Origin of the sequence: Martinezella lusitana (assembly GCF_900094565.1) — a bacterium.
Classification (GTDB): Bacteria; Pseudomonadota; Alphaproteobacteria; order Rhizobiales; family Rhizobiaceae; genus Rhizobium; species Rhizobium lusitanum.
In genome coordinates this window covers 508,207-531,844 of record NZ_FMAF01000003.1, presented here as the reverse complement: position 1 = coordinate 531,844, position 23,638 = coordinate 508,207, and the positions used below count along the sequence as shown (strand labels likewise).

25 protein-coding genes are annotated in these 23,638 nt (G+C 60.8%); 11 read left to right on the top strand and 14 right to left on the bottom strand.

The window, feature by feature from the left end:
- Nucleotide 1 precedes the first annotated feature (1 nt).
- The 9 genes from GA0061101_RS08955 (at nt 2) to GA0061101_RS08910 (ending at nt 7,925) form a co-directional block, all read left to right on the top strand.
- Nucleotides 2-868 carry a carbohydrate ABC transporter permease gene (locus GA0061101_RS08955; RefSeq protein ID WP_092573492.1) on the top strand — a complete coding sequence of 289 codons (867 nt, stop codon included), beginning with the start codon at nt 2-4 and terminating at the stop codon, nt 866-868.
- A gap of 5 nt (nt 869-873) precedes the next feature.
- Nucleotides 874-1,971: an ABC transporter ATP-binding protein gene (locus GA0061101_RS08950; RefSeq protein WP_092573491.1), complete on the top strand. Its 1,098-nt coding sequence runs from the start codon at nt 874-876 to the stop codon at nt 1,969-1,971.
- 11 nt (nt 1,972-1,982) lie between these two features.
- Nucleotides 1,983-3,095, top strand: a complete 1,113-nt coding sequence (locus GA0061101_RS08945; RefSeq protein WP_092573490.1) for a mandelate racemase/muconate lactonizing enzyme family protein — start codon at nt 1,983-1,985, stop codon at nt 3,093-3,095.
- A gap of 13 nt (nt 3,096-3,108) precedes the next feature.
- Nucleotides 3,109-3,438, top strand: a complete 330-nt coding sequence (locus GA0061101_RS08940) for an L-rhamnose mutarotase (RefSeq protein ID WP_092573489.1) — start codon at nt 3,109-3,111, stop codon at nt 3,436-3,438.
- Nucleotides 3,439-3,612: 174 nt separating this feature from the next.
- Nucleotides 3,613-4,686 carry a Gfo/Idh/MocA family protein gene (locus GA0061101_RS08930; protein ID WP_092573487.1) on the top strand — a complete coding sequence of 358 codons (1,074 nt, stop codon included), beginning with the start codon at nt 3,613-3,615 and terminating at the stop codon, nt 4,684-4,686.
- A gap of 3 nt (nt 4,687-4,689) precedes the next feature.
- Nucleotides 4,690-5,151: a MaoC/PaaZ C-terminal domain-containing protein gene (locus GA0061101_RS08925; RefSeq protein WP_037196268.1), complete on the top strand. Its 462-nt coding sequence runs from the start codon at nt 4,690-4,692 to the stop codon at nt 5,149-5,151.
- 13 nt (nt 5,152-5,164) lie between these two features.
- The gene (locus GA0061101_RS08920; protein WP_092573486.1) at nt 5,165-6,295 is read left to right on the top strand and encodes an extracellular solute-binding protein; all 1,131 of its coding nucleotides are present in this window, start codon (nt 5,165-5,167) and stop codon (nt 6,293-6,295) included.
- A 114-nt stretch (nt 6,296-6,409) separates the two neighbouring features.
- The gene (locus tag GA0061101_RS08915) at nt 6,410-7,141 is read left to right on the top strand and encodes an SDR family oxidoreductase (RefSeq protein WP_037196272.1); all 732 of its coding nucleotides are present in this window, start codon (nt 6,410-6,412) and stop codon (nt 7,139-7,141) included.
- 109 nt (nt 7,142-7,250) lie between these two features.
- Complete coding sequence (locus tag GA0061101_RS08910; RefSeq protein WP_047555276.1) at nt 7,251-7,925, top strand: DUF1345 domain-containing protein; 675 nt, start codon at nt 7,251-7,253, stop codon at nt 7,923-7,925.
- A gap of 31 nt (nt 7,926-7,956) precedes the next feature.
- Here GA0061101_RS08910 and GA0061101_RS08905 read toward each other — a convergent pair whose 3' ends face one another.
- The 8 genes from GA0061101_RS08905 to GA0061101_RS08870 form a co-directional block, all read right to left on the bottom strand.
- Nucleotides 7,957-8,130, bottom strand: coding sequence for a DUF1328 domain-containing protein (locus GA0061101_RS08905; RefSeq protein ID WP_037196276.1), 174 nt, complete (start codon nt 8,128-8,130; stop codon nt 7,957-7,959).
- Nucleotides 8,131-8,481: 351 nt separating this feature from the next.
- The gene (locus GA0061101_RS08900; RefSeq protein ID WP_092573485.1) at nt 8,482-9,909 is read right to left on the bottom strand and encodes a gamma-aminobutyraldehyde dehydrogenase; all 1,428 of its coding nucleotides are present in this window, start codon (nt 9,907-9,909) and stop codon (nt 8,482-8,484) included.
- Between the two features lie 13 nt (nt 9,910-9,922).
- Nucleotides 9,923-10,738: an ABC transporter permease gene (locus GA0061101_RS08895; protein ID WP_037196281.1), complete on the bottom strand. Its 816-nt coding sequence runs from the start codon at nt 10,736-10,738 to the stop codon at nt 9,923-9,925.
- A complete protein-coding gene (locus tag GA0061101_RS08890; RefSeq protein ID WP_037196283.1) occupies nt 10,728-11,702 on the bottom strand; it encodes an ABC transporter permease in 975 nt (324 codons plus the stop codon). Before GA0061101_RS08890 ends, GA0061101_RS08895 begins: the two co-directional genes overlap by 11 nt.
- The gene (locus GA0061101_RS08885; protein ID WP_092573484.1) at nt 11,699-12,685 is read right to left on the bottom strand and encodes an ABC transporter ATP-binding protein; all 987 of its coding nucleotides are present in this window, start codon (nt 12,683-12,685) and stop codon (nt 11,699-11,701) included. Before GA0061101_RS08885 ends, GA0061101_RS08890 begins: the two co-directional genes overlap by 4 nt.
- Nucleotides 12,686-12,914: 229 nt before the next feature.
- Complete coding sequence (locus GA0061101_RS08880; RefSeq protein WP_037196286.1) at nt 12,915-14,075, bottom strand: ABC transporter substrate-binding protein; 1,161 nt, start codon at nt 14,073-14,075, stop codon at nt 12,915-12,917.
- Nucleotides 14,076-14,298: 223 nt separating this feature from the next.
- Nucleotides 14,299-14,913 (bottom strand): 3'-5' exonuclease, encoded by a 615-nt coding sequence (locus GA0061101_RS08875; RefSeq protein ID WP_092573483.1) that lies wholly within the window; start codon nt 14,911-14,913, stop codon nt 14,299-14,301.
- A 36-nt stretch (nt 14,914-14,949) separates the two neighbouring features.
- Nucleotides 14,950-15,858, bottom strand: a complete 909-nt coding sequence (locus GA0061101_RS08870; RefSeq protein ID WP_037196290.1) for a LysR family transcriptional regulator — start codon at nt 15,856-15,858, stop codon at nt 14,950-14,952.
- Nucleotides 15,859-16,051: 193 nt separating this feature from the next.
- Here GA0061101_RS08870 and GA0061101_RS08865 point away from each other — a divergent pair, with 193 nt between their 5' ends.
- Nucleotides 16,052-16,891, top strand: a complete 840-nt coding sequence (locus GA0061101_RS08865; RefSeq protein WP_092573482.1) for a hypothetical protein — start codon at nt 16,052-16,054, stop codon at nt 16,889-16,891.
- A gap of 41 nt (nt 16,892-16,932) precedes the next feature.
- Here GA0061101_RS08865 and GA0061101_RS08860 read toward each other — a convergent pair whose 3' ends face one another.
- Genes GA0061101_RS08860 through gltX form a run of 3 tightly spaced genes read right to left on the bottom strand, consistent with a single transcriptional unit; the run spans nt 16,933 to nt 20,220 of the window.
- Nucleotides 16,933-17,217 (bottom strand): hypothetical protein, encoded by a 285-nt coding sequence (locus GA0061101_RS08860; RefSeq protein ID WP_037196292.1) that lies wholly within the window; start codon nt 17,215-17,217, stop codon nt 16,933-16,935.
- Nucleotides 17,218-17,249: 32 nt separating this feature from the next.
- Entirely contained in the window at nt 17,250-18,746 is a 1,497-nt protein-coding gene (lysS, locus tag GA0061101_RS08855) for a lysine--tRNA ligase (RefSeq protein WP_047555281.1), read from the bottom strand.
- Nucleotides 18,747-18,762: 16 nt separating this feature from the next.
- A complete protein-coding gene (gene gltX, locus GA0061101_RS08850) occupies nt 18,763-20,220 on the bottom strand; it encodes a glutamate--tRNA ligase (RefSeq protein WP_047555282.1) in 1,458 nt (485 codons plus the stop codon).
- 364 nt (nt 20,221-20,584) lie between these two features.
- On the opposite strand from gltX, the gene GA0061101_RS08845 reads away from it, so the two are divergent.
- Nucleotides 20,585-20,995: a hypothetical protein gene (locus GA0061101_RS08845; RefSeq protein WP_047555283.1), complete on the top strand. Its 411-nt coding sequence runs from the start codon at nt 20,585-20,587 to the stop codon at nt 20,993-20,995.
- Nucleotides 20,996-21,029: 34 nt separating this feature from the next.
- On the opposite strand, the gene GA0061101_RS08840 is transcribed toward GA0061101_RS08845, so the two are convergent.
- The 3 genes from GA0061101_RS08840 to GA0061101_RS08830 form a co-directional block, all read right to left on the bottom strand.
- Nucleotides 21,030-21,773 (bottom strand): TerC family protein, encoded by a 744-nt coding sequence (locus GA0061101_RS08840; protein ID WP_037196296.1) that lies wholly within the window; start codon nt 21,771-21,773, stop codon nt 21,030-21,032.
- 134 nt (nt 21,774-21,907) lie between these two features.
- Nucleotides 21,908-22,747, bottom strand: coding sequence for a GyrI-like domain-containing protein (locus tag GA0061101_RS08835; RefSeq protein ID WP_092573481.1), 840 nt, complete (start codon nt 22,745-22,747; stop codon nt 21,908-21,910).
- A gap of 109 nt (nt 22,748-22,856) precedes the next feature.
- Nucleotides 22,857-23,543, bottom strand: a complete 687-nt coding sequence (locus GA0061101_RS08830) for a TetR/AcrR family transcriptional regulator (protein WP_047555439.1) — start codon at nt 23,541-23,543, stop codon at nt 22,857-22,859.
- Nucleotides 23,544-23,638: the final 95 nt, after the last annotated feature.

The window sequence follows — 23,638 nt, the reverse complement described above, 5'->3', positions numbered from 1 at the left end:
CATGGATCGCAACGCTCAACAACGTCTGCAGCGCCGTCTGCGCAAAGTCGCCTATCTCATCGGCCTCTTCATCGCGATTCTCATCATCTGCCTGCCGGGCCTCTGGATCATCATCAGTTCGCTGCGCCCGACGGTGGAGATCATGGCGAAGCCGCCGGTATGGATCCCGAGGGAGCTTTCGTTGGAAGCCTACCGCTCGATGTTCAGCGGCGTCGGGCAGGGCGGCATTCCCGTCTGGGATTACTTCCGCAATTCGTTGATCATCTCCATCACGTCAACGGCCATCGCGCTCATTATCGGCATGTCCGGCGGCTATGCCTTCGCCCGCTTCCGGTTCCGCGGCAAGTCGACGGTGTTCCTGGGGCTTATGCTGACGCGCTCGGTGCCGGGCGTCGCCCTGTCGTTGCCGCTGTTCATGGTCTATGCGCGGCTCGGCATCATCGACACGCATTTCGGCCTGATCCTCACCTATGTCGCGCTGAACGTGCCCTTCACCATCTGGCTGATCGACGGCTTCTTCCGGCAGGTGCCGAAGGATCTCGCCGAGGCGGCGCAGATCGACGGCTGCACGCGCTGGCAGGCCTTCTGGCAGGTGGAGTTCCCGCTCGCCGGCCCCGGTATCGCTTCGGCCGGCATCTTCGCCTTCCTCACCTGCTGGAACGAATATGCACTGGCCTCGCAGCTCACCCGGTCGGTCGATTCGAAGACGCTGCCGGTCGGCTTGCTCGACTATACGTCCGAATTCACCATCGACTGGCGCGGCATGTGCGCGCTCGCGGTCGTGATGATCATTCCGGCGCTCGCTCTCACTTTCATCATTCAGAAGCATCTGGTGTCGGGTCTGACATTCGGTGCGGTCAAAGGTTGATCCTCATGGCTCAGGTTTCTCTCAAAAAACTCGTCAAGCGCTACGGCGCGTTGGAAATCGTCCACGGCATCGATCTCGATATCGCCGACAAGGAGTTCATCGCGCTCGTCGGTCCCTCCGGCTGCGGCAAGTCGACGACGCTACGCATGATCGCCGGCCTCGAAGAGGTTTCCGCCGGCACGATCGAGATCGGCAATACGGTCGTCAACGAGCTGCCGCCACGCGATCGCAACATCTCCATGGTGTTCCAGTCCTACGCGCTCTATCCGCATATGACGGTGCGCGAGAACATGGGCTTCTCGCTGAAGATCGCCAAGCAACCGCAGGCCGAGATCGATCGCCGCGTCAACGAGGCGGCGGCCATTCTAAGCCTCGAGGCGCTGATGGACCGCCGTCCGGCGCAGCTTTCCGGCGGCCAGCGCCAGCGCGTCGCCATGGGCCGTGCCATCGTTCGCCAGCCGGAAGTCTTCCTCTTTGACGAGCCTCTGTCGAACCTCGATGCCAAACTGCGCACGCAGATGCGCACCGAGATCAAGAAACTGCATGCCAAGGTGCAGTCGACCGTTGTCTACGTCACGCACGACCAGGTCGAGGCCATGACGCTGGCTGACCGCATCGTCATCATGCGCGACGGTTATATCGAGCAGGTCGGCACGCCGGATGAGGTGTTCAAGAAGCCCGCCACCCGCTTCGTCGCCGGCTTTATCGGCTCGCCGCCGATGAATATCGAGGAGGCGACGGTGAAAGCTGGCGAGCTGGTGTTCAAGAACGGCGACCGGCTGCCACTGCCCGGCCAGTTTGTCGGCCGGGTCAAGGAAGGCGAAAAGGTTGCCTTCGGCCTGCGGCCCGACGATATCTTCCCGACCGGCCATGGCCTGCATTCCGGTGCTGAATCGGCGGTACACGAGCTGACGCTGCCTGTCGCCATCACCGAGCCGCTCGGCAATGAAACGCTTGTTTTCGTTGAGTTCGCCGGACGCGACTGGGTGTCGCGCATGCTCAATCCGCATGCTCTGAAGAGCGGCGAGCAATTGAAGATGAGCTTCGATTTCAGCCAGGCGCATCTCTTTTCCGTCGAAACCGGCAAGAGCCTGGCAATCTGAGGAGCCGCCCCATGGCACGTATCGAGAAGATAGAACTGCGCATGGTCGACCTGCCGCCGAAGGTGAAGCGGACGGATGCGATCCAGAGTTTCGTCAGCCAGGAGACGCCGATCGTCACCATCACGGATTCTGACGGCGCCGTCGGCACCGGCTACAGCTATACGATCGGCACGGGCGGTTCGTCCGTCATGCGACTGCTATCGGATCATCTGGTACCGCTGCTGATCGGCGAGGATGCCGATCGCATCGAGGCGATCTGGCACAGACTGGAATTCGCCACCCACGCGACGACCATCGGTCCGATAACCGCGCTGGCGCTTGCCGCCGTCGACACGGCATTGTGGGACCTGCGGGCCAAGAAGCAGGGCTTGCCGCTCTGGAAGCTCGCCGGCGGCGCTAGGGATCGTTGCCCGCTCTACACCACGGAAGGCGGCTGGCTGCACATCGAGAAGGAAGCCTTGGTCGAGGACGCCCTGCGGGCGAAGGCCAAGGGCTTTTCCGGCTCCAAGGTAAAGATCGGCAAGCCGCATGGCTCGGAGGATTATGATCGGCTTGCGGCGATGCGCCTGGCGCTCGGCTCCGGTTTCGAGATCATGACCGATTGCAATCAGGGCTTTACCGTCGATGAGGCGATCCGCCGGGCTGCGCGCCTCAAGGAGCTTGATCTCGCCTGGATCGAGGAACCGCTGCCAGCCGACGATCTTGACGGCCATATCCGGCTGACGCGATCGACGCCGACGCCGATTGCGGTCGGCGAATCCATCTATTCGATCCGGCATTTCCGTGAATATATGCAGAAGGGCGCCTGCTCGATCGTCCAGGTCGACGTTGCCCGCATCGGCGGCATCACGCCCTGGCTGAAGGTCGCACATGCGGCCGAAGCCTTCGACATCCCGGTTTGCCCGCATTTTCTGATGGAGTTGCATGTCAGCCTCGCCTGCGCGGTGCCGAACGGCAAATATGTCGAATACATTCCGCAGCTCGACGATCTCATCACCAAGGGCATGGAGATCGTTGACGGCAAGGCGCTTGCGCCCTCCGAGCCTGGTATCGGCATTGCCTGGGATTGGGAGGCGGTGAAGGCTCGATCGATCGGTGAATTCACCCTGGAAATTCACGGCTGAGGAGGAACTGGCCATGCAACGGATGGGTATGGTGATCGGCCTGGAGCCGGCCAAGGTCGCGGAATACAAGGCGCTTCACGCGGCCGTCTGGCCCGAGATCCTGGCGCTGATCTCCGAATGCAACATCACCAACTATTCGATCTTCCTGAAAGAGCCGGAAAACCTGCTCTTCGGTTACTGGGAATATGTCGGCACGGATTTCGAGGCCGATATGCGTAAGATGGCCGCGAGCCCGAAGAACCAGGAATGGTGGTCGGTTTGTATTCCGTGCCAGAAGCCGCTCGAGACCCGCAAGGAGGGCGAGTGGTGGGCCATGATGGAGGAGGTGTTTCATCATGATTAGGGATTGGAATGGAAGGCGCCGTGAAGCGGTCACCTCTCCCTTGAGGGGGGAGGTCGCGCGGTACGCGCGGGTGGGGGTGACGCTCGGGATGCACATGTCTGTCTTTCTTACACGGGGAGGGATCACCCCACCCCGGACCTTTGGTCCGACCCTCCCCCTCAAGGGGAGGGTGTAATGACCTTCGATCCCAAATCCCTCCGCCAATGGTGGCCGAAGCCGTCGAATCCCCGGCCGATCGTGATCTTCGGCGCCGGCAGCATCGTCGGTGACGCGCATCTGCCGGCCTACAAGAAGGGCGGTTTCCCGGTGGCGGGCCTTTATGACCCGAATGCCGAGAAAGCGGCGGCGTTGGCCGCTCAATGGAACATCCGCGTATTCGCCAATGAGGCCGAGGCGCTAGCCGTCGAAGGCGCGATCTTCGATCTCGCGACGCCGCCGGCCGCCCATGCGGCGATCCTTGCGAAATTGCCGCGCGGCGCTTTTGCTTTGATCCAGAAGCCGATGGGCAGCGATCTCACTGGCGCCACGGAAATCCTGCGGGTCTGCCGCGAGCGCGACATCAAGGCGGCGGTCAATTTCCAGCTGCGTTTCGCGCCGATGATGCTGGCGCTCTATGACGCGGTGGAGAAGGGCTATCTCGGCGAGGTCGTCGACTTCGACGCCTGGCTGGCGCTTGCCACGCCATGGGGGCTCTGGCCCTTCCTGAAGGGCCTGCCGCGGATCGAGATCGCCATGCACTCGATCCACTACCTCGATTTCATTCGCGGGCTGCTCGGCAATCCGCAGGGTGTCCATGCCAAGACCATCGGCCATCCCAACCACGATGTCGCCCAGACGCGGACGGCGGCGATTCTCGATTATGGCGACAAGGTGCGCTGCGTGCTCTCGGTCAATCACGACCATGATTTCGGGCGTAAGTACCAGGCGTGCGAGTTCCGCATCTCCGGCACCAAGGGGGCTGCCTATATCAAGCTCGGCGTCAATCTCGACTATCCGCGCGGCGAGCCGGACGAGCTGTGGATCCGCCCCGACGGTGGCAGCGAATGGGTGGAGGTGAAGCTCGAAGGGGCCTGGTTCCCGGATGCTTTCGTCAACCGCATGGCCAATCTGCAGCGCTTCGCCTCGGGTGAGGACAAGGTGCTGATCGGCTCTGTCGAAGATGCCTGGCAGACCATGGCGCTCGTCGAAGCCGCCTATCAGTCGAGCGCCGCTCCGGCGACGCCGATTGCCGAACTTCCGAAGGCTTGAGGAATGTCTGAACAAACAATCCATTTCGAAGACTACGAACTCGGTCATGTCAGGGTGACCACCGGACGGACGATCACCGAGACCGATTTCGTCGTTCATGCCGGCCATACCGGCGATTTCTTTCCGCATCATATGGATGCGGAATTCGCCAAGACCTTGCCAGGCGGGCAGCGTATCGCCCATGGCACGATGATCTTTTCGATCGGCGTCGGGCTCACGGCGTCGCTCATCAATCCTGTCGCCTTTTCCTATGGCTATGACCGGCTCCGCTTCGTTCGTCCCGTGCATATCGGCGATACGATCCGCACCCGCGTCACCATATCGGCGAAGGAGGACGATCCGAAGCGGCCGGCGGCCGGCCGCGTCGTCGAGCGCTGTGAGGTGCTGAACCAGCGGGACGAAGTCGTGCTCGCCGCCGATCATATCCTGATCGTCGAGCGCAAATCGGCTACGGAGAAGGCATGATGGTGAAGCTCACATGATTAAGCTCAGGGGAATGACATGGTCGCATCCGCGCGGCTACGATCCGATGCTGGCATGTTCGAAGATCTGGCAGGACAAGACCGGCGTCGCGATCACCTGGGAAAAGCGCTCGCTGCAGGATTTCGAGACCTTCCCGGTGGAGGAGCTTGCTGCCGCCTACGATCTTATCGTCATCGATCATCCGCATGTCGGGCAGATCATGCGCGAGAACTGCCTGCTGCCGCTCGACGATGCCGCTTATACGGACGAGATCGCCGCGATTGCCGCCGGCACGGTCGGCCGCTCCTATCCGAGCTACAACTGGCAGGGTCGGCAATGGGCCTTTCCGATCGACGCGGCGACGCAGGTGCAGGCTTACCGTCCGAATCGCCTGAGCGCCCCGGTGGCGGACCTTGCCGAGTTCGTGACGCTCGCTGCAAAGGGCAAGGCAATCCTGCCGATGCGACCGCCGCATTCGCTGATGACTTTCATCACGCTTGCAGCTCATCTCGGCACGCCCTGCAGCATCGAGGGACCGGATTTCATCGGGAAGGCGGCTGGCGAGGCGGTGCTCGACTGGATGGCAAGGATCGTCGCCGCGATGGATGTCCGCTGCTATGGGATGGATCCGATAGCGGTGCTCGATCTGATGAGCCAGCCCGACAGCCCATACGATGTGTCTCCGTTCGTCTACGGTTACGTCAACTATTCCTTCGCCGGGTTCAGGCCGGCGCGGATCGCCTTCGCCGACATGCCCGTCATCGATAGCCGAATGCCGAACGGTTCGGCGCTTGGCGGCACAGGCATTGCCGTCTCGGCCCGAACGCAAGCGCCGGAAGAGGCGAAGGCCTTTGCGCGCTGGATCGCCGGCGGCCCGGTGCAAGCAGGCATTTATGCCGCCAGCAACGGTCAGCCTGGTCATTCCGACGCCTGGGTCAGCGATGCCGTCAACGGCGCGGCGCTCGATTTCTACCGCAACACGCGCGCCACGCTGGAAGGCGCCTATGTGCGGCCGCGGCACGACGGTTACATGGCGTTCCAGAGCGAGGCGTCTGAGATGATTAGCGATGGACTGCGAACGGGCGAGCGGCATACAGTCCTCGTCGAAAAGCTCAACCGGCGCTTCGCGCGATCGTTCGAAGGTTAAGGCAAAGGCTGCGCCATCTGTTTGTTATTGCATGATCTTATCTGACATACCGCCGGTGACTTTTCCGGCGGCCGGAATGGATGAGATCATATTCCCGAGGAAAGGATCAGGATTATGGGTCACGGGTTGGAAGGCAAGAAGGTCGTCATCACGGCGGCGGGGCAGGGCATCGGCCGGGCGACGGCGGAGCGCTTCATTTCGCTCGGTGCGCATGTATACGCGACCGATATCAACGAGCAGACGCTTTCGACGCTGGAAGGCGCCAGCAAGCATGTGCTTGATGTGCTGAACAGTGCCGCGGTCAAGGCTTACGCCAGCGAAATCGGCCCCATCGACGTGCTCTTCAATTGTGCCGGCTTCGTGCATGCGGGCACGATCCTAGACTGCGAAGAGAAGGATTGGGATTTCTCCTTCAACCTCAACGCCAAGGCGATGTACACGACATGCCGCACCTTCCTGCCGGGCATGCTTGACAAGGGCAAGGGCTCGATCGTCAACATGGCTTCGGTTGCCTCCAGCGTGAAGGGCGTGCCCAACCGCTTCGCCTATTGCGCCTCGAAGGCCGCCGTTATCGGGCTTACCAAGTCGATCGCCGCCGATTTCGTCTCCAAGGGCATCCGCGCCAATGCTATCTGCCCGGGCACGGTCGACAGCCCCTCACTGCACGAGCGGCTGCGGGCAACGGGCGACTACGACAAGGCGATGAAGGATTTCATTGCACGCCAGCCGATGGGCCGGATTGCAAACGCCGAAGAGATCGCTGCGCTGGTGACCTACCTGGCTGGCGACGAGGCAGGCTTCACGACGGGCCAGATCCACGTCGTCGACGGCGGCTGGACCGGCTGAATCCCTCGCTTGACCGATAAGAGGCTCCGTATTGCGGGGCCTCCTTTTATTTGCCACTCTCGTTTGCGAATCGGTTCTGCAAGGCGATTTTCGATCGGGAGAACGGCGCATGAGCACCAACGGACTGTTGCAGCGTTCCAGGGGTCTCGTGCTGTTGCGCAAGCATCAAGTGATCCTGATTGCCGTACTCGCCGGTATCGCCGTGTTTCTGCTGCTGACCTCCAGGGATCTCGACACGAGCAATCTGCTCATCGCCTGGGATACGACTGCCGTCGTCTATATCCTCTATAGTCTCTACCGGATGCTGACGGCCAATGTGCAACGGATCCGCAAACGCTCCGCCGATCTCGATTTTTCGGACGGGTTGCTGCTGTTCCTGTCGATCGCGGCCGCGATTGCCAGCATCGGCGGTATCGTGTTGGATCTGATTGGTGTGAAGGATGCGTCGCCGGAGGTCGCATTCTTCCGCGTGATGATGGCGATCGTGACGATCCTGATTTCATGGGCGTTTCTGCACACGTTGTTTACCACCCACTATGCGCATCGCTTCTATGGCAGCCTGGGCAAGGGGCAGGGGCTTAAATTCGCCGAGCCGGTGGAAGAGCCGATCTATTGGGATTTTCTCTATTTCTCCTTCACCATCGGCGTCGCCGCGCAAACCGCCGACATCGGCGTTTCCACCGTCGGGATGCGTAAGCTGGTGCTTCTGCACGCCATCCTGTCGTTCCTGTTCAACACGACCATCCTGGCGCTCGCCATAAATGTAGGGGCGAGCCTGATCTAGGCCCGCCCTTCAAAAATAGCGGCTTATATCCTCAGACCACGGCGTTGCCGGCCATAACAGCCAGAACCAGGAACACCAGGAAGATGATCAGGAAGATGGCGAAGAGGACGCGCGCGATGGTTGCGGTTGCCGCCGACACGCCGGAAAAGCCGAAAAAGCCGCTAATCAGCGAAATAACAAAGAATATAAGTGCCCACTTCAGCATGGTGAATCTCCTCTGCGTTGCACTCCTTAAAGACGCGGAAGGACGGTAAATTGTTCCGAAGCCGTTTCGATTAAGGAGTGTTATCGCAGGTGCTGCTGAATTTGTGGCGAGTGGGGCACCCCCTCTGTCACTTCGTGACATCTCCCCCACGAGGGGGGAGATTGGTAACTTGTGGCATCCTCTCATCTCACGCTGACATTGCATCTGCTGGCACGGATGTCCCGATTTTGGTGAAGGCGGGCGTCAAACGCCCAACGATCTCCCTCCTTGTGGGAGAGATGTCCCGACAGAGAGGGAGGGGGCACAACGCTGTCCCAAATTCGGAAAACCGACCTGATCGAGATCTATGCCTCACCCATGATTGATCATCACATGTCGGACGGCCGTATAATCTTCGATAGCGTAGACTGACATATCCTTGCCATAGCCGGATTGTTTCAGGCCGCCATGCGGCATTTCGTTGACCAGCATGAAGTGGGTGTTGATCCAGGTGCAGCCATATTGCAGTCGGGCGGCCGTCCGCATTCCGCGGCTGATGTCTCTGGTCCAGACGGAGGAGGCAAGGCCGTAGTCGCTGTCATTGGCCCAGGCAACGGCGTCGTCGGGATTGGTGAAGCGCGTGACCGAGACCACAGGGCCGAAGACTTCGCGGCGGACGATCTCGTCGTCCTGCGTTGCGCCGGCAACCACGGTCGGGGCGTAGAAGAAGCCGCGCTCGCCGGAGGTCTTGCCGCCGGTGGTGATTTCCATGTGCTTGTGTTCGGCGGCGCGGGTGACGAAGCTTTCGACGCGATCCCGCTGGCGCTTGGAGATCAGCGGGCCGATCTCGTTCTCCGTGTCGTCGGCCTGGTTGAACTTGATGCTGGAGACGGCGGAAGTCAGGTCGGCGACGAAATTGTCGTAGACCTTGGCGTCGGCATAGATGCGGCAGGCGGCCGTACAGTCCTGCCCAGCATTATAATAGCCGAAGGTCCGGATGCCGGCGACAACGGCGTCGATGTCGGCGTCGTCGAAGATGACGACGGGCGCCTTGCCACCGAGTTCGAGGTGGGTGCGCTTGACGGTCTTGGCGGCAGCGGCAAGCACCTTCTTGCCCGTGGCGACATCGCCCGTTATCGAGACCATGCCGATCTTCGGATGGTTGATCAGCGCATTGCCGACGCTCTCGCCGCGACCGAGGATGACGTTGACGACGCCCTCGGGCAGGATCTCTGAGAGCAGCTTCGCCATCTTCAGCGCCGTCAGCGGCGTCTGTTCGGAGGGCTTGAAGACCACGGTGTTGCCGCCGGCAATCGCCGGCGCCAGCTTCCAGGCCATCATCATCAGCGGATAGTTCCACGGCGCGATCGAGCCGACGATGCCGATCGGGTCGCGGCGGATCATCGAGGTGTGGCCGGGCAGATACTCGCCGGCGACCGGGCCATGCAGGTTGCGCACGGCGCCGGCAAAGAAGCGGTAGCAATCGACGATGGCGGGGATCTCGTCATTAAGGACGGCATTGATGGGCTTGCCGCAGTTGAGTGCTTCGAGGGCAGCGAAGCCTTCGGCATCCCTCTCGATGGCGTCGGCGATCTTGAGGAGATAGGCCGAACGCTGGCTCGGCGTCGTCTGTGACCAGCTCGTGAAGGCCTTTTCGGCAGCATCGACGGCGGCATCGATCTGGCCGAGCGAGGCCTCCGGCAGGTCGAGCACGGTCTCGCCCGTCTTCGGGTTGAGGACATGCTCTTCCGTTTCCATGCCGGCTTCGAAGCGGGAGCCGATCAGCATCTGGGTATCCATATTTATCTCCCTTTCATTTGCCGCCGCCGGCGATCTGATCGCCGTCGCGGGTAAGATAGTAGGCTGCCAGGATCGGCAGGAAAGTGACAAGCACGACGACCATGGCGACGACGTTGGTCACGGGTCGCTGGCGCGGGCGGATAAGCTCCTCCAGCATCCAGATCGGCAGGGTCATCTGCTGACCGCCGGTAAATGTGGTGACGATGACTTCATCGAAGGACAGCGCGAAGGCGAGCATGCCGCCGGCGAGCAGCGCCGTGCCGATATTCGGCAGGATGATATGGCGGAAGGTCTGGAAGCCATCGGCGCCGAGATCCATGGACGCCTCGATCAGCGAACCGGAGGTGCGGCGGAAGCGGGCGACTGCGTTGTTATAGACAACGACGACGCAGAAGGTCGCATGGCCGAGAACGATGGTCCAGACTGAAAACGGGATGTCGAACAGGCTGAAGGCGGAACGCAGCGCAATGCCGGTGATGATGCCCGGAAGCGCGATCGGCAGGATGACCAGCAGCGAGATCGCCTCGCGGCCGAAGAACTTGGTCTGGCTGACGGCGGCGGCGCAAAGCGTGCCGAGCACGAGCGCAATGGCAGTCGCGATGGTCGCCACCTGCACCGAGAGCGCCAGGGACGACCAGATGTCCGGCCGGTTCCAGGCAATGCCGAACCATTGCAGCGTGAAGCCGGGTGGTGGCCACTGATAGCTCTTCTCCTCGGTCGTGAAGGCATAGACGAAAATCAGAAGGATCGGCAGATGCAGGAAGAGCAGGCCGCCGGCAGCGGCTGTCTTCAACGATAGGGAGGCGCGTTGGCCGCGATCAGAGCGCATCGAAAGCTCCCTGTTTCTTGGCGATCCAGAGATAGATGGCCATGATGACAATCGGCACAACCGAGAAGGCTGCGGCAAGCGGCACGTTGCCCGCGGTGCCCTGCTGCGCATAGACGGCCTGGCCGATGAAGAGGCGCGAGGAGCCGATGATCTGCGGGATGATGTAGTCGCCCAATGTCAGCGAGAAGGTGAAGATCGAGCCGGCGACGATGCCGGGCAGCGCCAGCGGCAGCAGCACGGTGCGGAAGGTCTGGTTCGGCGTCGCACCAAGGTCGGACGAGGCTTCGAGCAGATTGGCCGGCACGCGCTCGAGAGCAGCCTGCGTCGGCAGAATCATATAGGGCAACCAGATATAGACGAAGACCAGGAAGGTGCCGATATAGCTCACCGACAGCGAATTGCCGCCGATGATGGGCAAAGCGAGCACGCCGTCGAGCAGCCAACCCAGATGCAGCTTGTCGAAGATCCAGGTGAGGATGCCCTCCTTGGCGAGGATCAGCTTCCAGGCGTAGACCTTCACCAGATAGCTCGACCAGAGCGGCAGCATGACGCCGAGATAGAACAGCGCCTTCCATTTTCCCTGGGCATAGCGCGCCGCATAATAGGCGATCGGGAAAGCGACGAAGGCGGAGGCTAACGTGACGAGGGCGGCCATGACCACCGTGCGGACGATGATATCGAAATTGGCTGAATTCAGCAGCTGCGCATAGGTCGAGAGGGTGAATTCGTAGTTCACCATTCCCGAGAAGTCGTCGATCGAGAAGAAACTCTGCAGCAGCAGCGCGATCAGCGAGCCGATATAGATGACGCCGAGCCAGAGCAGCGGCGGCGTCAGCATGAGGAAGAGCAGCAGTCGCGGACGGCGCCAGAAGAGATCCGAGAGGCGGCCGAAGAAGCCGCCCCGGCTCGGCAGGATCGAGGCCGGCGCTTGCGCTGACGAGGCTGGGAAGGCGGCGGCGTTCATGCGGCATCATCCATGTAGTGTACGTCCGCGGGCAGCCATGCGAGGCGGACGGAAGTGCCGGTATCCGGCGTCGGCTGGCCGGCGGGCACGGTTACATGCAGGTGCGCGCCATTCGCCTCCACCGAGAGGCGGGTAGCAGCACCGAGAAAGCTCATCGCTTTCACGGTCGCTGCCACGCCGCTCTCCTCAGTCAACCGTATTGCTTCCGGGCGCAGGCTCGCCCAACGCCGCTCGCCGCCGAGCGACGACATCATCTCAGGGGTAATGACGTTGGAAGAGCCGACGAAATCGGCGACGAAACGAGTCTTCGGCCGTTGATAGATGTCGTGCGGCGTGCCTTGCTGCACGATGCGACCATCATTGAAGACGGCAACGCGGTCGGCCATCGAAAGCGCTTCGCCCTGATCATGGGTGACGAAGACGAAGGTGATGCCGAGTGCCCGTTGCAAGCCCTTCAGCTCCTCCTGCATCTGCTCGCGCAATTTCAGGTCCAGCGCGCCGAGCGGCTCGTCGAGGAGCAGGACTTTCGGCTTGTTGACGAGGGCGCGGGCAAGCGCCACGCGCTGGCGCTGCCCACCGGAGAGCTGACCGGGGCGGCGGGCGCCATAGCCTGGCAGCTTCACCAGTTCCAGCGCCTGCTCGGCGGCGCGTAGCCTCTCGGCCTTGCCCACACCCTTGACCATCAGGCCGTAGGCGACATTGTCGAGAATATTCAGATGCGGGAAGAGCGCATAGTCCTGGAAGACCGTGTTGACGTTGCGCCGGTAAGGCGGCACGCCTTCGGCGGTCTCGCCGAAGATCTCGATATGGCCGCCTGTGGGTTGCTCGAAGCCCGCGATCAGCCTGAGGCAGGTGGTCTTGCCGGAACCGGAAGGGCCGAGCATGGCGAAGAACTCGCCGGACGCGATCTCCAGATCGACGCGATCCACAGCGCGGACCTGGCCGAAATGGCGCGACACCTGCTGGAAACGAACGGCGGTCATTGGTTTCTCCCCAAAATGGTTATGTCTTGCGCCGGCTTGATGTTCGAAGGGCGCTTGGCGGAGACACTTCTCCTTCTCCCCAGCGGGGAGAAGGTGGCCCGAAGGGTCGGATGAGGGGGAGCGCGGCATAAGCTGTCCTTCTCTCATCGCTCAGGACGTTCGTCGCTTCGCTCCTCGCCCCCTTATCTGCCCTGACGGGCATCTTCTCCCCGCTGGGGAAGAAGAGACGTCACCGCCCGCCGATCACGCCGATATAGTCGGAGACCCAGCGATGATAGGGCACGCATTCGCCCTGCGTGCCGCATTTCGCAACAGGGGTTTTCCAGAACTTGATCTTGTCGAAGTGATCGTAGCCGTTGGTGGCGCAGCCACTGTCGGTCAGCAGCTCATTGCCCTTGCAGGCGGCCGGAACCGAGGGCACGGCGCCAAACCATGCTGCCGCGTCGCCCTGAACCTTGGCCTGGAGCGAATGCTCCATCCACATATAGGCACAGTTCGGATGTTCGCTGTCGGCATGCAGCATGGTCGTATCGGCCCATCCGGTCGTTCCCTCATCCGGGAAGGTCGAGGCGATCTTCTGCTTGTCGGCCTGCAGCAGGTTCACCTGGAACGGCCAGGAGCCGGAGGCAACAACGCCTTCGTTCTTGAAGTCGTCGGTCTGGATCATCGCATCATGCCAGTAGCGGCTGACGAGCTTGCGCTGGCCGCGCAGCAGGTCGAGGGCGGCCTTGTATTGATCTTCGTTGAGCTCGTACGGGTCCTTGATGCCGAGTTCGGGCTTGTGGGCCATCAGATAGAGGGCGGCGTCGGCGATATAAATCGGGCCGTCATAGGCCTGGACGCGGCCCTTGTTGGATTTGCCGTCGGGAAGGGTCGTTTCTTCGAAAACGACGTTCCAGCTCTTCGGTGCCTCACCCTTGAAGGCGTCGGTGTTGTACATCAGCACGTTCGGCCCCCAGAGATAGGGAACGCCGTAATGGACGCCGTTCACCGTGTTCCAGGGAGCATTCTTCAGCCGGTCGTCGAGGGTCTTCCAGCTCGGGATCAGGTCGGTGTTGATCGGCTGGACGCGCTTGCCGGCGACGAGCCGCAGCGATGCGTCACCGGAGGCAGTGACGAGGTCGAAGCCGCCTTCGTTCATCAGGGCGACCATTTCGTCCGAGGTCGCGGCGGTCTTGACGCTGACCTTGCAGCCCGTTTCCTTCTCGAAACCGGTGACCCAGTCGTAATTCTTGTCGCTTTCGCCGCGCTCGATATAGCCGGCCCAGGCAACGATGCTGACGGCGCCTTCGCCCTTGCCGAGCGTCTTCAGCGGCTCAGCAGCTATGACCTGCGTGGCGAAACTTAAGCATGCGAATGCAGCCGTGCATGATTTCAGCAGATGCTTCATCGGACTCTCCCGGTTTTTGAGCCTTGATATTGGCGGAGCCAGTAGCTGGCTTTTTGTTCCCGGAAGAAAAGGTGATCCGATTTCGCCGCATTCGCAAATTCATTTATCAGAAAGTCGATATCGGAAATTCCGATTGCTTCGCATGTGACCGTAGGTGAGGGGGAATATGGCCTGCTTGAGAGGCGATCGCACTCCATATGCACCAAGTTAAAGCGCGGCGCTGCTAGTTGCGATCGAAGACTTCAGGCCGCAAATGTTCAGCCTTCATAAGGTATTGCAGGGTATATGACACTGAAAGTGCATCGTCGAGCGCGTCATGACCCTGTAAATGCGGATGTTCCACGCCATAGTAGTCGGCAAGCTTGTTGCTCGGCGTCTTCGCCAGATCCTCGATCGGCATTCCCGCCGCAATCAGGAGCTTGACGGCATTGTCGAACCGGTGGGCGGGAATTGGCGGCTGAATTCCTGAGACATAGCAGCTGATCGCCACCATGTTCAGTTCGTCCTTGCCCCAGGACCATAAGCGGGCGCCGTCCGAGAAGCTGTCGAGGCCAGCAAGCGCATCCTGCAAGGCCACTCCTTCGGCCTTGATATTCTCGTCGGTAATGCCGGTCAGCGTGGTGAAGAACGGGTCGAGCGCATATTGGTTGCCAAATCTGTCGATCGGGCGAACATAGGCCTTATAGGTGCCCAAAATAGGAAAATCGCCTTCCAGCCCCAGCTTGACGGCGCCGATCTCAGCGATGACCGGATCGGGATCATGGGCCGCGCACCAGAATCTGCGTTGCGAGCCTTCAAGACAAAGAAATTCGCAGTCGAATATGATTGCGTTCTTCATAATCGGTCCCTTTCCTTCGCAATGATTGGCGTTGCGTTATCTCTGGCGCCCGGAGCGCATGCTCTCCGCGACGCCGACGAAGTCCCGGGCGGCCTGCGGCAGGCTTGATCCCTTGCGCCACACCATGCCGACCTGCACGACCGGCAACGAGCCGGACACGTCGCGGCTCTCGATGCGGTCGCCTTCGAGCGACCAGGGGCGATAGACGAGGTCCGGCAGCAGCGCCACGCCGGCGCCTGTTGCAACGAGGCTGCGCACCGCCTCGACCGAGCGTGTGCGGAAGGCGACGTGAGGGCGGGCGCCAAGCGCGGTCAGCAGCTTGCCGGTGTTTTCCTCGATCTCGTCGATGGTCAGCATGATCAGCGGCTCGCGGGTGATATCGGCGACGCTGATGATGTCGGCCGAGACGAGCGGATGGCCCATGGGCAACCAGAGCCGGTAGGGCGACGTTTCAAGGATCTCGGCCTGCAGGGCCATGCGGTCGCGCAGGTTGGAAATGACCATGACAGCGACGTCGAGCTCGCCACCAACCAGAAGATGTTCCAGATAGCCGCCATTGTCTTCGATGGCGCTGACCTCGACGCCGGGGCAGGCACGACGGTAGCGCGCCAGGAGATCCGACAGGACATAGCCCGCGACGAGCGATGTGACCCCGATGTTCAGCGTGCCGCCGGCTGCATTCTGCTGGCCGGAAAAGCTCGTGCGGGCATCGGAAACGGTCGCCAGAATCTTCGTGGCATGACGCAGGAACTGATGGCCGTTATGGGTGATGGACAGTCCGCGCGGATGCCGGTCGAACAGCTCGACACCGAGGTCGCCTTCCAGCTCCTTCAGGGCCTCGGTGACCGAGGATTGCGAGATAGACAGGTTCTGCGCGGCGCGGGTGATCGAGCCCTGTTCCGCCACGGCGACAAAGTATTGCAGCTGTCTCAAGGTGAACGCCATGTTGCCGTTAGAGCATGTGCGCGGCACCGAAGGCAAGCGTCGCCATCGCTGTGAAAGTTCGGACCTTTTTTGTGTCGATGCCGTCAGAGTTGCAAGTTTCGCTTCTGCTTTAAGTATTCCGAAACGCCATTTCCCTAACGTGAGGGTTGATCATCTTTGTTGCCTTGGAGCGGTCTATGCGGGAGCAGTTGGCGTGAGCGCCTTACTGCACATTTTCCGGATTCCCCGGAAGCTTGTCGTCATAATCGGCGGAGTGGCCTTTCTCATAGGCTCCTCCGGCGTTTTCGCGCTTTGTATCGGCAAAGACAGACTGCTTGGTTTTATGTCGCCTTCGCCCAACGGGTTGGAGTGCACCGACGTCAATCTCGTGACCATTCGCAAGGAAAATCGCTTCTGGGTGCGCAAATATATCCGCACCGATCCGACCGATGGTTTGACCCGGGTAAGAACGGCGCTTCGTGTCGCTAAAGCCGTGTACCAGGAGCAAAAGCCTGATCTCGTTCAGGTTGTGGTTCTCGACAAGAATGGACCGTCGCTTCGATCCGACATACGCGGTCGGGCGCTGGGGGCCGACGTCGTCTACGTCCCGCATCCCGACAAACTTACCGAAGGCAGTGTCGAAGAGCCGGTCACAGCACGTTATTACAATGGCGGCGCAAGCACTGCTGGCTTGTTTTACGGCGAGGAGATCACGATGCCCGTCGAGGATATCGATGCAGCACTGGCCGGATTGAAGGATTACAGCGATTGTGACAATGCGCTGGCGGCCGACGCCGGTGCTGGCGGCAATGCCAAGAAGGACAAGGTCAAGGCAGCGATCGCCGCCGAAGAAAAGGCGTCTGCCAAGACGGAAGAGCGGGAAGCGAAGCCGGCTCCTCCGGAGCCGAAGTCGACCGGCAACGTGCAGCCCGGATATGACAAGAATGGCGAATTCATCGGCGCCGATGCCAGCGACAAGGAAAAGAGCCCCTCACCGGGGCTCGATCCGACCATGACGGGTGCTGCCGAACGACGCTCGCCGGTAACGAACTGATCTAAGCTGGCTTTGCGCCGTGAGCGGAAGGGGAATCCCCGTCAATCCGCCAGATGCTTCTCGCCAATAGCTTGGTAAAGCGCGAAGAGCGCCTCGTGAACTTCGCCGGCAAGACGGTAGAATTCGGGATCCGCGACGATGGCGGGGTGTTGCAGCAAGTGATCGTCGGTCATGTCGAGCATGAGCGACGTCGTGTGCATCGCCTCGTGGCAGCCGAAAGTTCCCGGCGCGTATTGCGACAGATCGATATCGCCGATCTCCGCAAGATCGGCCAACCGCTGCTGCTCGCTGTCGGCATCCGCGGCCAATGTCTCTTTCTCGGTCATGGTTCACCTTTGATTTTCGGAGGGCGGAACTGTCAATCCGCCTTGGCGCGACGCGCCGGGAAGAGGATGATGTCGCGGATCGACGGCGAGTTGGTGAGCAGCATGATCAGGCGATCGACGCCGATGCCGAGACCGCCTGCAGGCGGCATGCCCTGGTCGATGGCGTCGAGGAATTCCTCATCCAGTTCCTTCTGCTTCTCGCCGCGCGCATGGGCCTGCTCGAGCTGCTCGACCATGCGGGCGCGCTGCTCTTCCGGATCGTTAAGTTCGGAAAAGGCGTTGCCGAGCTCCCAGGCATTGCAATAGGTCTCGAAGCGTTCGACGAGGCGCGGCTCGCCCGGCACTTCCTTGGCGAAGGGCGAGATGTCCTTCGGGAAATGCGTGACATGCGCCGGCTGGATCAGCGTGCCTTCGACCTTCTCTTCGAAGATGAAGGCGAGGCATTCGCCCCAGGTGGCGTCCTTCTCGACAGCGAAGCCGGCAGCCTTAGAGGCGGCACGGGCTTCCTCGTCGGTCTTGATCGCCAGGAAATCGATGCCGGTCGCTTCCTTGACGGCATCGGGCATCGGCACGCGACGGAACGGGCCCTTGAAGGAAATCTGCTTGTCGCCGAAGGCGAATTCGGTGCTGCCGTGGATCGACATGGCGAGCGTCGAGAACAGGCGCTCGACGAGGTCCATGATGTCCTCGTAGTCGGCGTAGGCCCAGTAGCACTCCATCATGGTGAATTCAGGATTGTGCCGGGTGGAGACGCCTTCGTTGCGGAAGTTGCGGTTGATCTCGAAGACCTTGTCGGTGAGGCCTGAAACCAGAGTACGCTTCAGAAACAGTTCCGGCGCGATGCGCAGGTACATGTCGAGCTTCAGCGTGTTATGATGCGTCTTGAACGGCTCGGCTGTCGCTCCGCCATAGACCGAATGCAGCATTGGCGTCTCGACTTCCATGAAGCCGTCATTTTCCATGAAACGGCGAATGCCGGAGACGATTCGGCTGCGCTGCTGGAAGCGGAGCTTCGATTCCTCGTTGGTCATGATGTCGAGGTGACGCTTGCGATAGCGCAGCTCGATATCGGAAAGCCCGTGCCACTTTTCCGGCATCGGCAGCAGCGACTTGGTCAGCATGGTGATCTGCTGCGCATTGATCGTCAGCTCGCCGCGCTTGGTGCGGCGGACGACGCCGGTGACGCCGATGATGTCGCCGATATCGATCATCGGCAGCAAGGCGCGGGCTTCTTCGCCGGTCACGTCCTTGTGGCTGAAGATCTGGATCTTGGCCGAGGCGTCGTGGATATCCATGAACATGCCGGAGTTGCGCGAGGAATAGACGCGGCCGGCAACGGTGACGACATCGCCGGTTTCCGTATCCGGCTCCAGGCCTTCGTATTTCGCAGCGAGCTCGGCATTGGTCATGGTTCGGTGGAAATGCGCCGGATAGACGTCGCCGACCTGTTCGCGCAGCAGCTTCAGCTTCTGGCGGCGAACTTCCGTTGCGTCGGAGGAGAGGGCGGAGGCTTCGGTCTTGTCGTTCATGGTTTTAAAGTCCGGTTCAGTTCTTCGGGCCGACGAGGGTCGCAACGGTCTGGGCGGCAAGTTTCAGCCGCTGGCGCACGACGGAACGGCCGAGGATCGCCATGCTATCGAAAAGCGGCAGGGAGCGCGAGGAGCCCGAGACGGCGACGAAGAGCGGCGCGACGATGACCTTCAGCTTCTTGCCCATGCGGTCGGCGATGGCGCGCAGTTCGGCTTCGATGGTCTCGACATTCCATTCGAGGATCTTTTCGAGGTCGGGCTGCACCGTGTTCAGGATTTCCAGCAGCTCTTCCGGCGTCGACTTGATCCTGGCGAAAGCAGAGGGATCGAGGTTGAGGTCGGATTTGAACAGGAAACCGGCGAGGTCGGGCAGCTCGCCGAGCTTGGTGATGCGCGACTGCGACAGCTTCAGGCCTTCCTTCAGGCGGTCGTTTTCCATCGCCCAGGTCAGCACCCGGTGCTGGAATTCTTCTTCCGACAGCTTTTCGCGGATCCAGCGACCGTTCAACCAGTCGAGCTTCTGGATGTCGAAGATCGCGCCGGCCTTGGAGAGGTTTTCCGGATCGAACTTTGCGGCAAGCTCATCCATGCTCAAGAGCTCTTCGCCTTCGGCGATCTGGATGAAGAACAGGCCGAGGAAGTTCATCAGCGCTTCGGGGATATAGCCGAGGGCCGTATAATAGGAGATCGAGGTCGGGTTCTTGCGCTTCGACAGTTTCGACTTGTCGGCATTGCGCATCAGCGACAGGTGCATGAACACCGGCGGCTCCCAGCCGAGATACTGGTAGATCAGGATATGCTTCGGCACCGAGGCAAGCCATTCCTCGCCGCGTGCCACATGGGTGATCTTCATCAGATGGTCGTCGACGACGTTGGCCATGTGATAGGTCGGCATGCCGTCGGCCTTGAGCAGGACCTGCATGTCGACGGCATCCCACGGGATTTCGACGTCGCCATAGACGCCGTCATGGAACTTGCAGGTGCCCTCGGTCGGGATCTTCATGCGCACGACATGCGGCTCGCCGGCGGCAACGCGTGTCGAGACTTCCTCGGCCGAAAGGTTCAGACAGTGGCCGTCATACTTCGGCGGCAGGCCGGCGGCGCGCTGGGCGGCGCGCATCTGCTCCAGGCGCTCGGGTGTGCAGAAGCAGCGGAAACCGTGGCCGGCCTCGACGATCTTCTCGACGTAGGGCTTGTAGAGATCCTTGCGGTCGCTCTGGCGATAGGGGCCATAGGGGCCACCGACATCGGGTCCCTCAGACCATTTCAGGCCGCACCATTTCAGCGCGTCGAGCACCTTGGTCTCGAATTCCGGGGTGGAGCGGGTCGCGTCGGTATCCTCGATGCGCAGGATGAACTCGCCGCCATGTTTCTTGGCGAAGAGATAGTTGAACAGCGCGATATAGGCGGTGCCGACATGCGGTTCGCCTGTCGGAGAGGGTGCGATGCGGACGCGAACGCCTGAAGTGGTCATTTTGTTTGCCCGTCATAAAAGGCCGGGCCGCGCTCGGGACAAGCGCTGTCCAGCCGAAGATGTGTATCTGGATCAGGAAAACGGTCGGAAAAGGGCGTGTTGCCGCTTCAGTCCCGCGTTTTCCGTATGGCTGGCCTTAGGCCATATTCAATGGATGACGTCAAGGGAAACTGCGCCGCAAGATCAACCGGGTAATATGCTAGGGACAGTACGGCGCGACGATTCGAGCCGACCTATCAAAGTCATGATGCCTCTTTACCCCTCATAAGGCTATCGGGATAAAACAGGGTCGCTCGCTGAATTTTATTTGCAATTTTTGGGGCAGTGACGGAATAGGTCTTCAATCAATCACCGCGAGGAAATAATGAAGAGATTGATTTTGAGCTTCATATTGGCAGCCGCCGTTTTCGGTCCCGCCGCGGCCCAATCGACGATTACGCGCGACAGTTCGGCGAAGCTGATCGAGTCCTATCGTGCCTATATCGGCAGCGACGACCTATACAACTCGAAGGGGGAGCGTCTGACGCTGCCCTGGCAGATCATCCGTCAGGATCGCGCGAACTATCACGCCTACCGCCGCCGCGACCGCGGCGATCAGGGCGACAGCTTCTTCTCGCTGCCATCAAACCGTCAGAAGCTTGAAGCCATGCTGGCAAGCGGCAATATCGCGGACGATGCCGGGAACTTCATCGTCCGCGGCAATGTCTGGATCAAGGTCGATATCTATGGGCGCGGCGACACCGGCGAATGGGTCGACGTCCACGTTCAGGAGTGAACGCCGCACCCGTTTCGGGGTGCGGGTCTTGTGCTCAATGGCTGCCGGATGCCCTTTTCCGGCGGTTTCGCGCCAGCATGTTGAGCACTTCCACGAGAGCGGAGAAGGCCATGGCGGCGTAGATATAGCCCTTGGGCACATGCACACCCATGCCTTCAGCAATCAGCGTCGTGCCGATCATCAGCAGGAAGGCCAGTGCCAGCATGACGATGCTCGGGTTCTTCTCGATGAAGTTGGCGAGCGGATTGGCGGCCACCAGCATCACGGTAACGGCGGCGATCACGGCGATGAACATGATCGGCAGATGCTGTGTCATGCCGACGGCGGTGATGATGCTGTCGATCGAGAAGACCAGGTCGAGCAACAGGATCTGACCGATGGCGGAAGCGAAGGTCGACGTCGTCGACTTGGCGATGAAATCCTCGCCTTGTTCCTGGGGATCGACGTTGTGATGGATCTCCTTCGTCGCCTTCCAGACCAGGAAGAGGCCGCCGCCGATGAGGATCATGTCCTTCCAGGAGAAGCCCTGACCGAAGATCTCGAAGACGGGCGTCGTCAGCTGGACGATCCAGGCGACCGTGCCGAGCAGGACGAGACGCATGCCAAGGGCAAGGCCGATGCCGATCTTGCGCGCCCTGTCGCGGTGTTCCGCCGGCAGCTTGTTGGTCAGGATCGAGATGAAGATGAGGTTGTCGATGCCAAGCACCACCTCCATGACCACGAGCGTGACGAGTGCGACCCACGCACTCGGATCCTGCACCAGCCCAACAATATCCATAGACTATTTCCCCTTTGGTCAGCATATGCCGATGCTGACCCCCAGCCCGGCCTGTCAAGAATGGCCGTAATGTAAGGAGCGTCGCCGTCCGTACAAGACAAGCGCCGCCGTCATTTTCATGGCGGCGGGCGCATCTACGCCTTGAGCGGGATCCAGATCTCGGTCACGCCCATGCCGGTACGCGGATCGAAGCGATCGTCATAGCGCTCCATCATGTCGGGGGTTCCGCCGTGCTGATGGCCTGATTGCGGAAGCCATTCGCCGAAGATCTGATGCACGGTAGCGGAAATGCCTGATATATGGCCGCGATGGGTGAAAACCGCATAGCGTTGCTGCGGCAGTCTTATCGTCGTGAAGTCTTCGGGCAGGCCGTCGGTGCCCGTGACCTCGGCGGCGGACATATAGCGAAAGCCTTCGCTGCCCTCGTCCGCCTGGGTGCAGACGCCGTAGGCGACATTGCCGACCTGGCCCGGGATGTGGCCGAAATGCTGATTGAACTTCTGCCAGAGCGAAGGGATCGCTTGCGTGGCTTCATAGGCATAGGTTTCCACAAGGCCGGCAAGCAGCATTGCGGGGCGGGTCTCGAAGCGCGGGGCATCGAGCTTGGGAAGGCGGGTGTCGTCCATTCTGATCGGCTCCTGTAGAGCGAGGTTGCGAACGTGCCCCTGTTTGCGCAGGTTTTCCGGCGTCATGCCGAATTGCTCGCGGAAGGCACGGGTGAAAGCCTCGTGCGAGCCGTAGCCGGCATCGAGGGCAACCTGGAGAATTGTGGAGGAGCTGTCGATCAGGGCGAGAGCTGCCCCGCTGAGGCGGCGGCTACGGATATAGCCGCTGATCGAATGGCCTGTCGTCATCCCGAAAACGCGCGACAGATGATAGCGCGACAGACCGGCCGTTTCCGCGATCTCGTCCAGCGAGATGTCGGATGCAAAGTGGCTTTCGATAAACCATATCGCTCTTCCGATCGCGCTCAATGCTTAACTCCCCTGGTTGCCGGGCCAGTCATAGCCGCATGGTGGCCGGGACGCTTGATCGCCATTGCGGAGTTGGGGTGCCTCCGCTCGCTGGCAACTGGGAAGATTGTCAGTCTTGATCCCGGCGATTGGGGCCATAAGCGGCAAGGAAGACGCGCACGGCACCGCGCACGACGTAGTCGATCTCCTCTTTCGAAGGAGGGACGTCCATGTCGCCGAACAGCCGTAATTTGAAGTAACCGCCGCTTGCCATCTCAAGAAACTGCCGCGCGGCCATATCGAAGTCGTCGATCTTCACCTGGCCTACCGCAGCCTTGCGTTCGAGAAAGCCGCGCAACACGGTTCGCAGGTTTTCCGGGCCGCTGAAGAAGCGTTGACAGAGCGAGGGCATGCGTGCGCGCACGCCGATGACCGTGCGCATGGCGCTGATGGTCTTGTCCGAGGTAACATGCGTCCCAAATACCATGCCAAATTCATAAAGACAGGAAGCGACATCCGCTTCGTCGGCAAGGACGGTACGCACCAACTCGACGAAATGAGCGCGCTCGCTGTCCATCATCGCGGAAAACAAGTCTTCCTTATTGGCGAAGTAGACGTAAAGCGTGCCTTTGGAGACGCCGGCCTCACGGGTAACGTCGTTCATGCTCGCCGCGTCAAACCCCATCTTCATGAAGACGCGCTTGGCGCCCTCTAGAATCTGGTGACGTTTGACCGGATCTTCGCCAGCGGCCCAACGCCCACCAGATGCAGGCGCTGTGGCGTCGAGTGCAATGGCATTTTGCGGTTCGTGTTTCATCGTCTCCTTCAATCGATCATTTTTTATGAATCTTAAACAGACTCGTCAAATAATCGAACCATGCAGTTCGATATCTCTTGATATGGAGTGAAAAA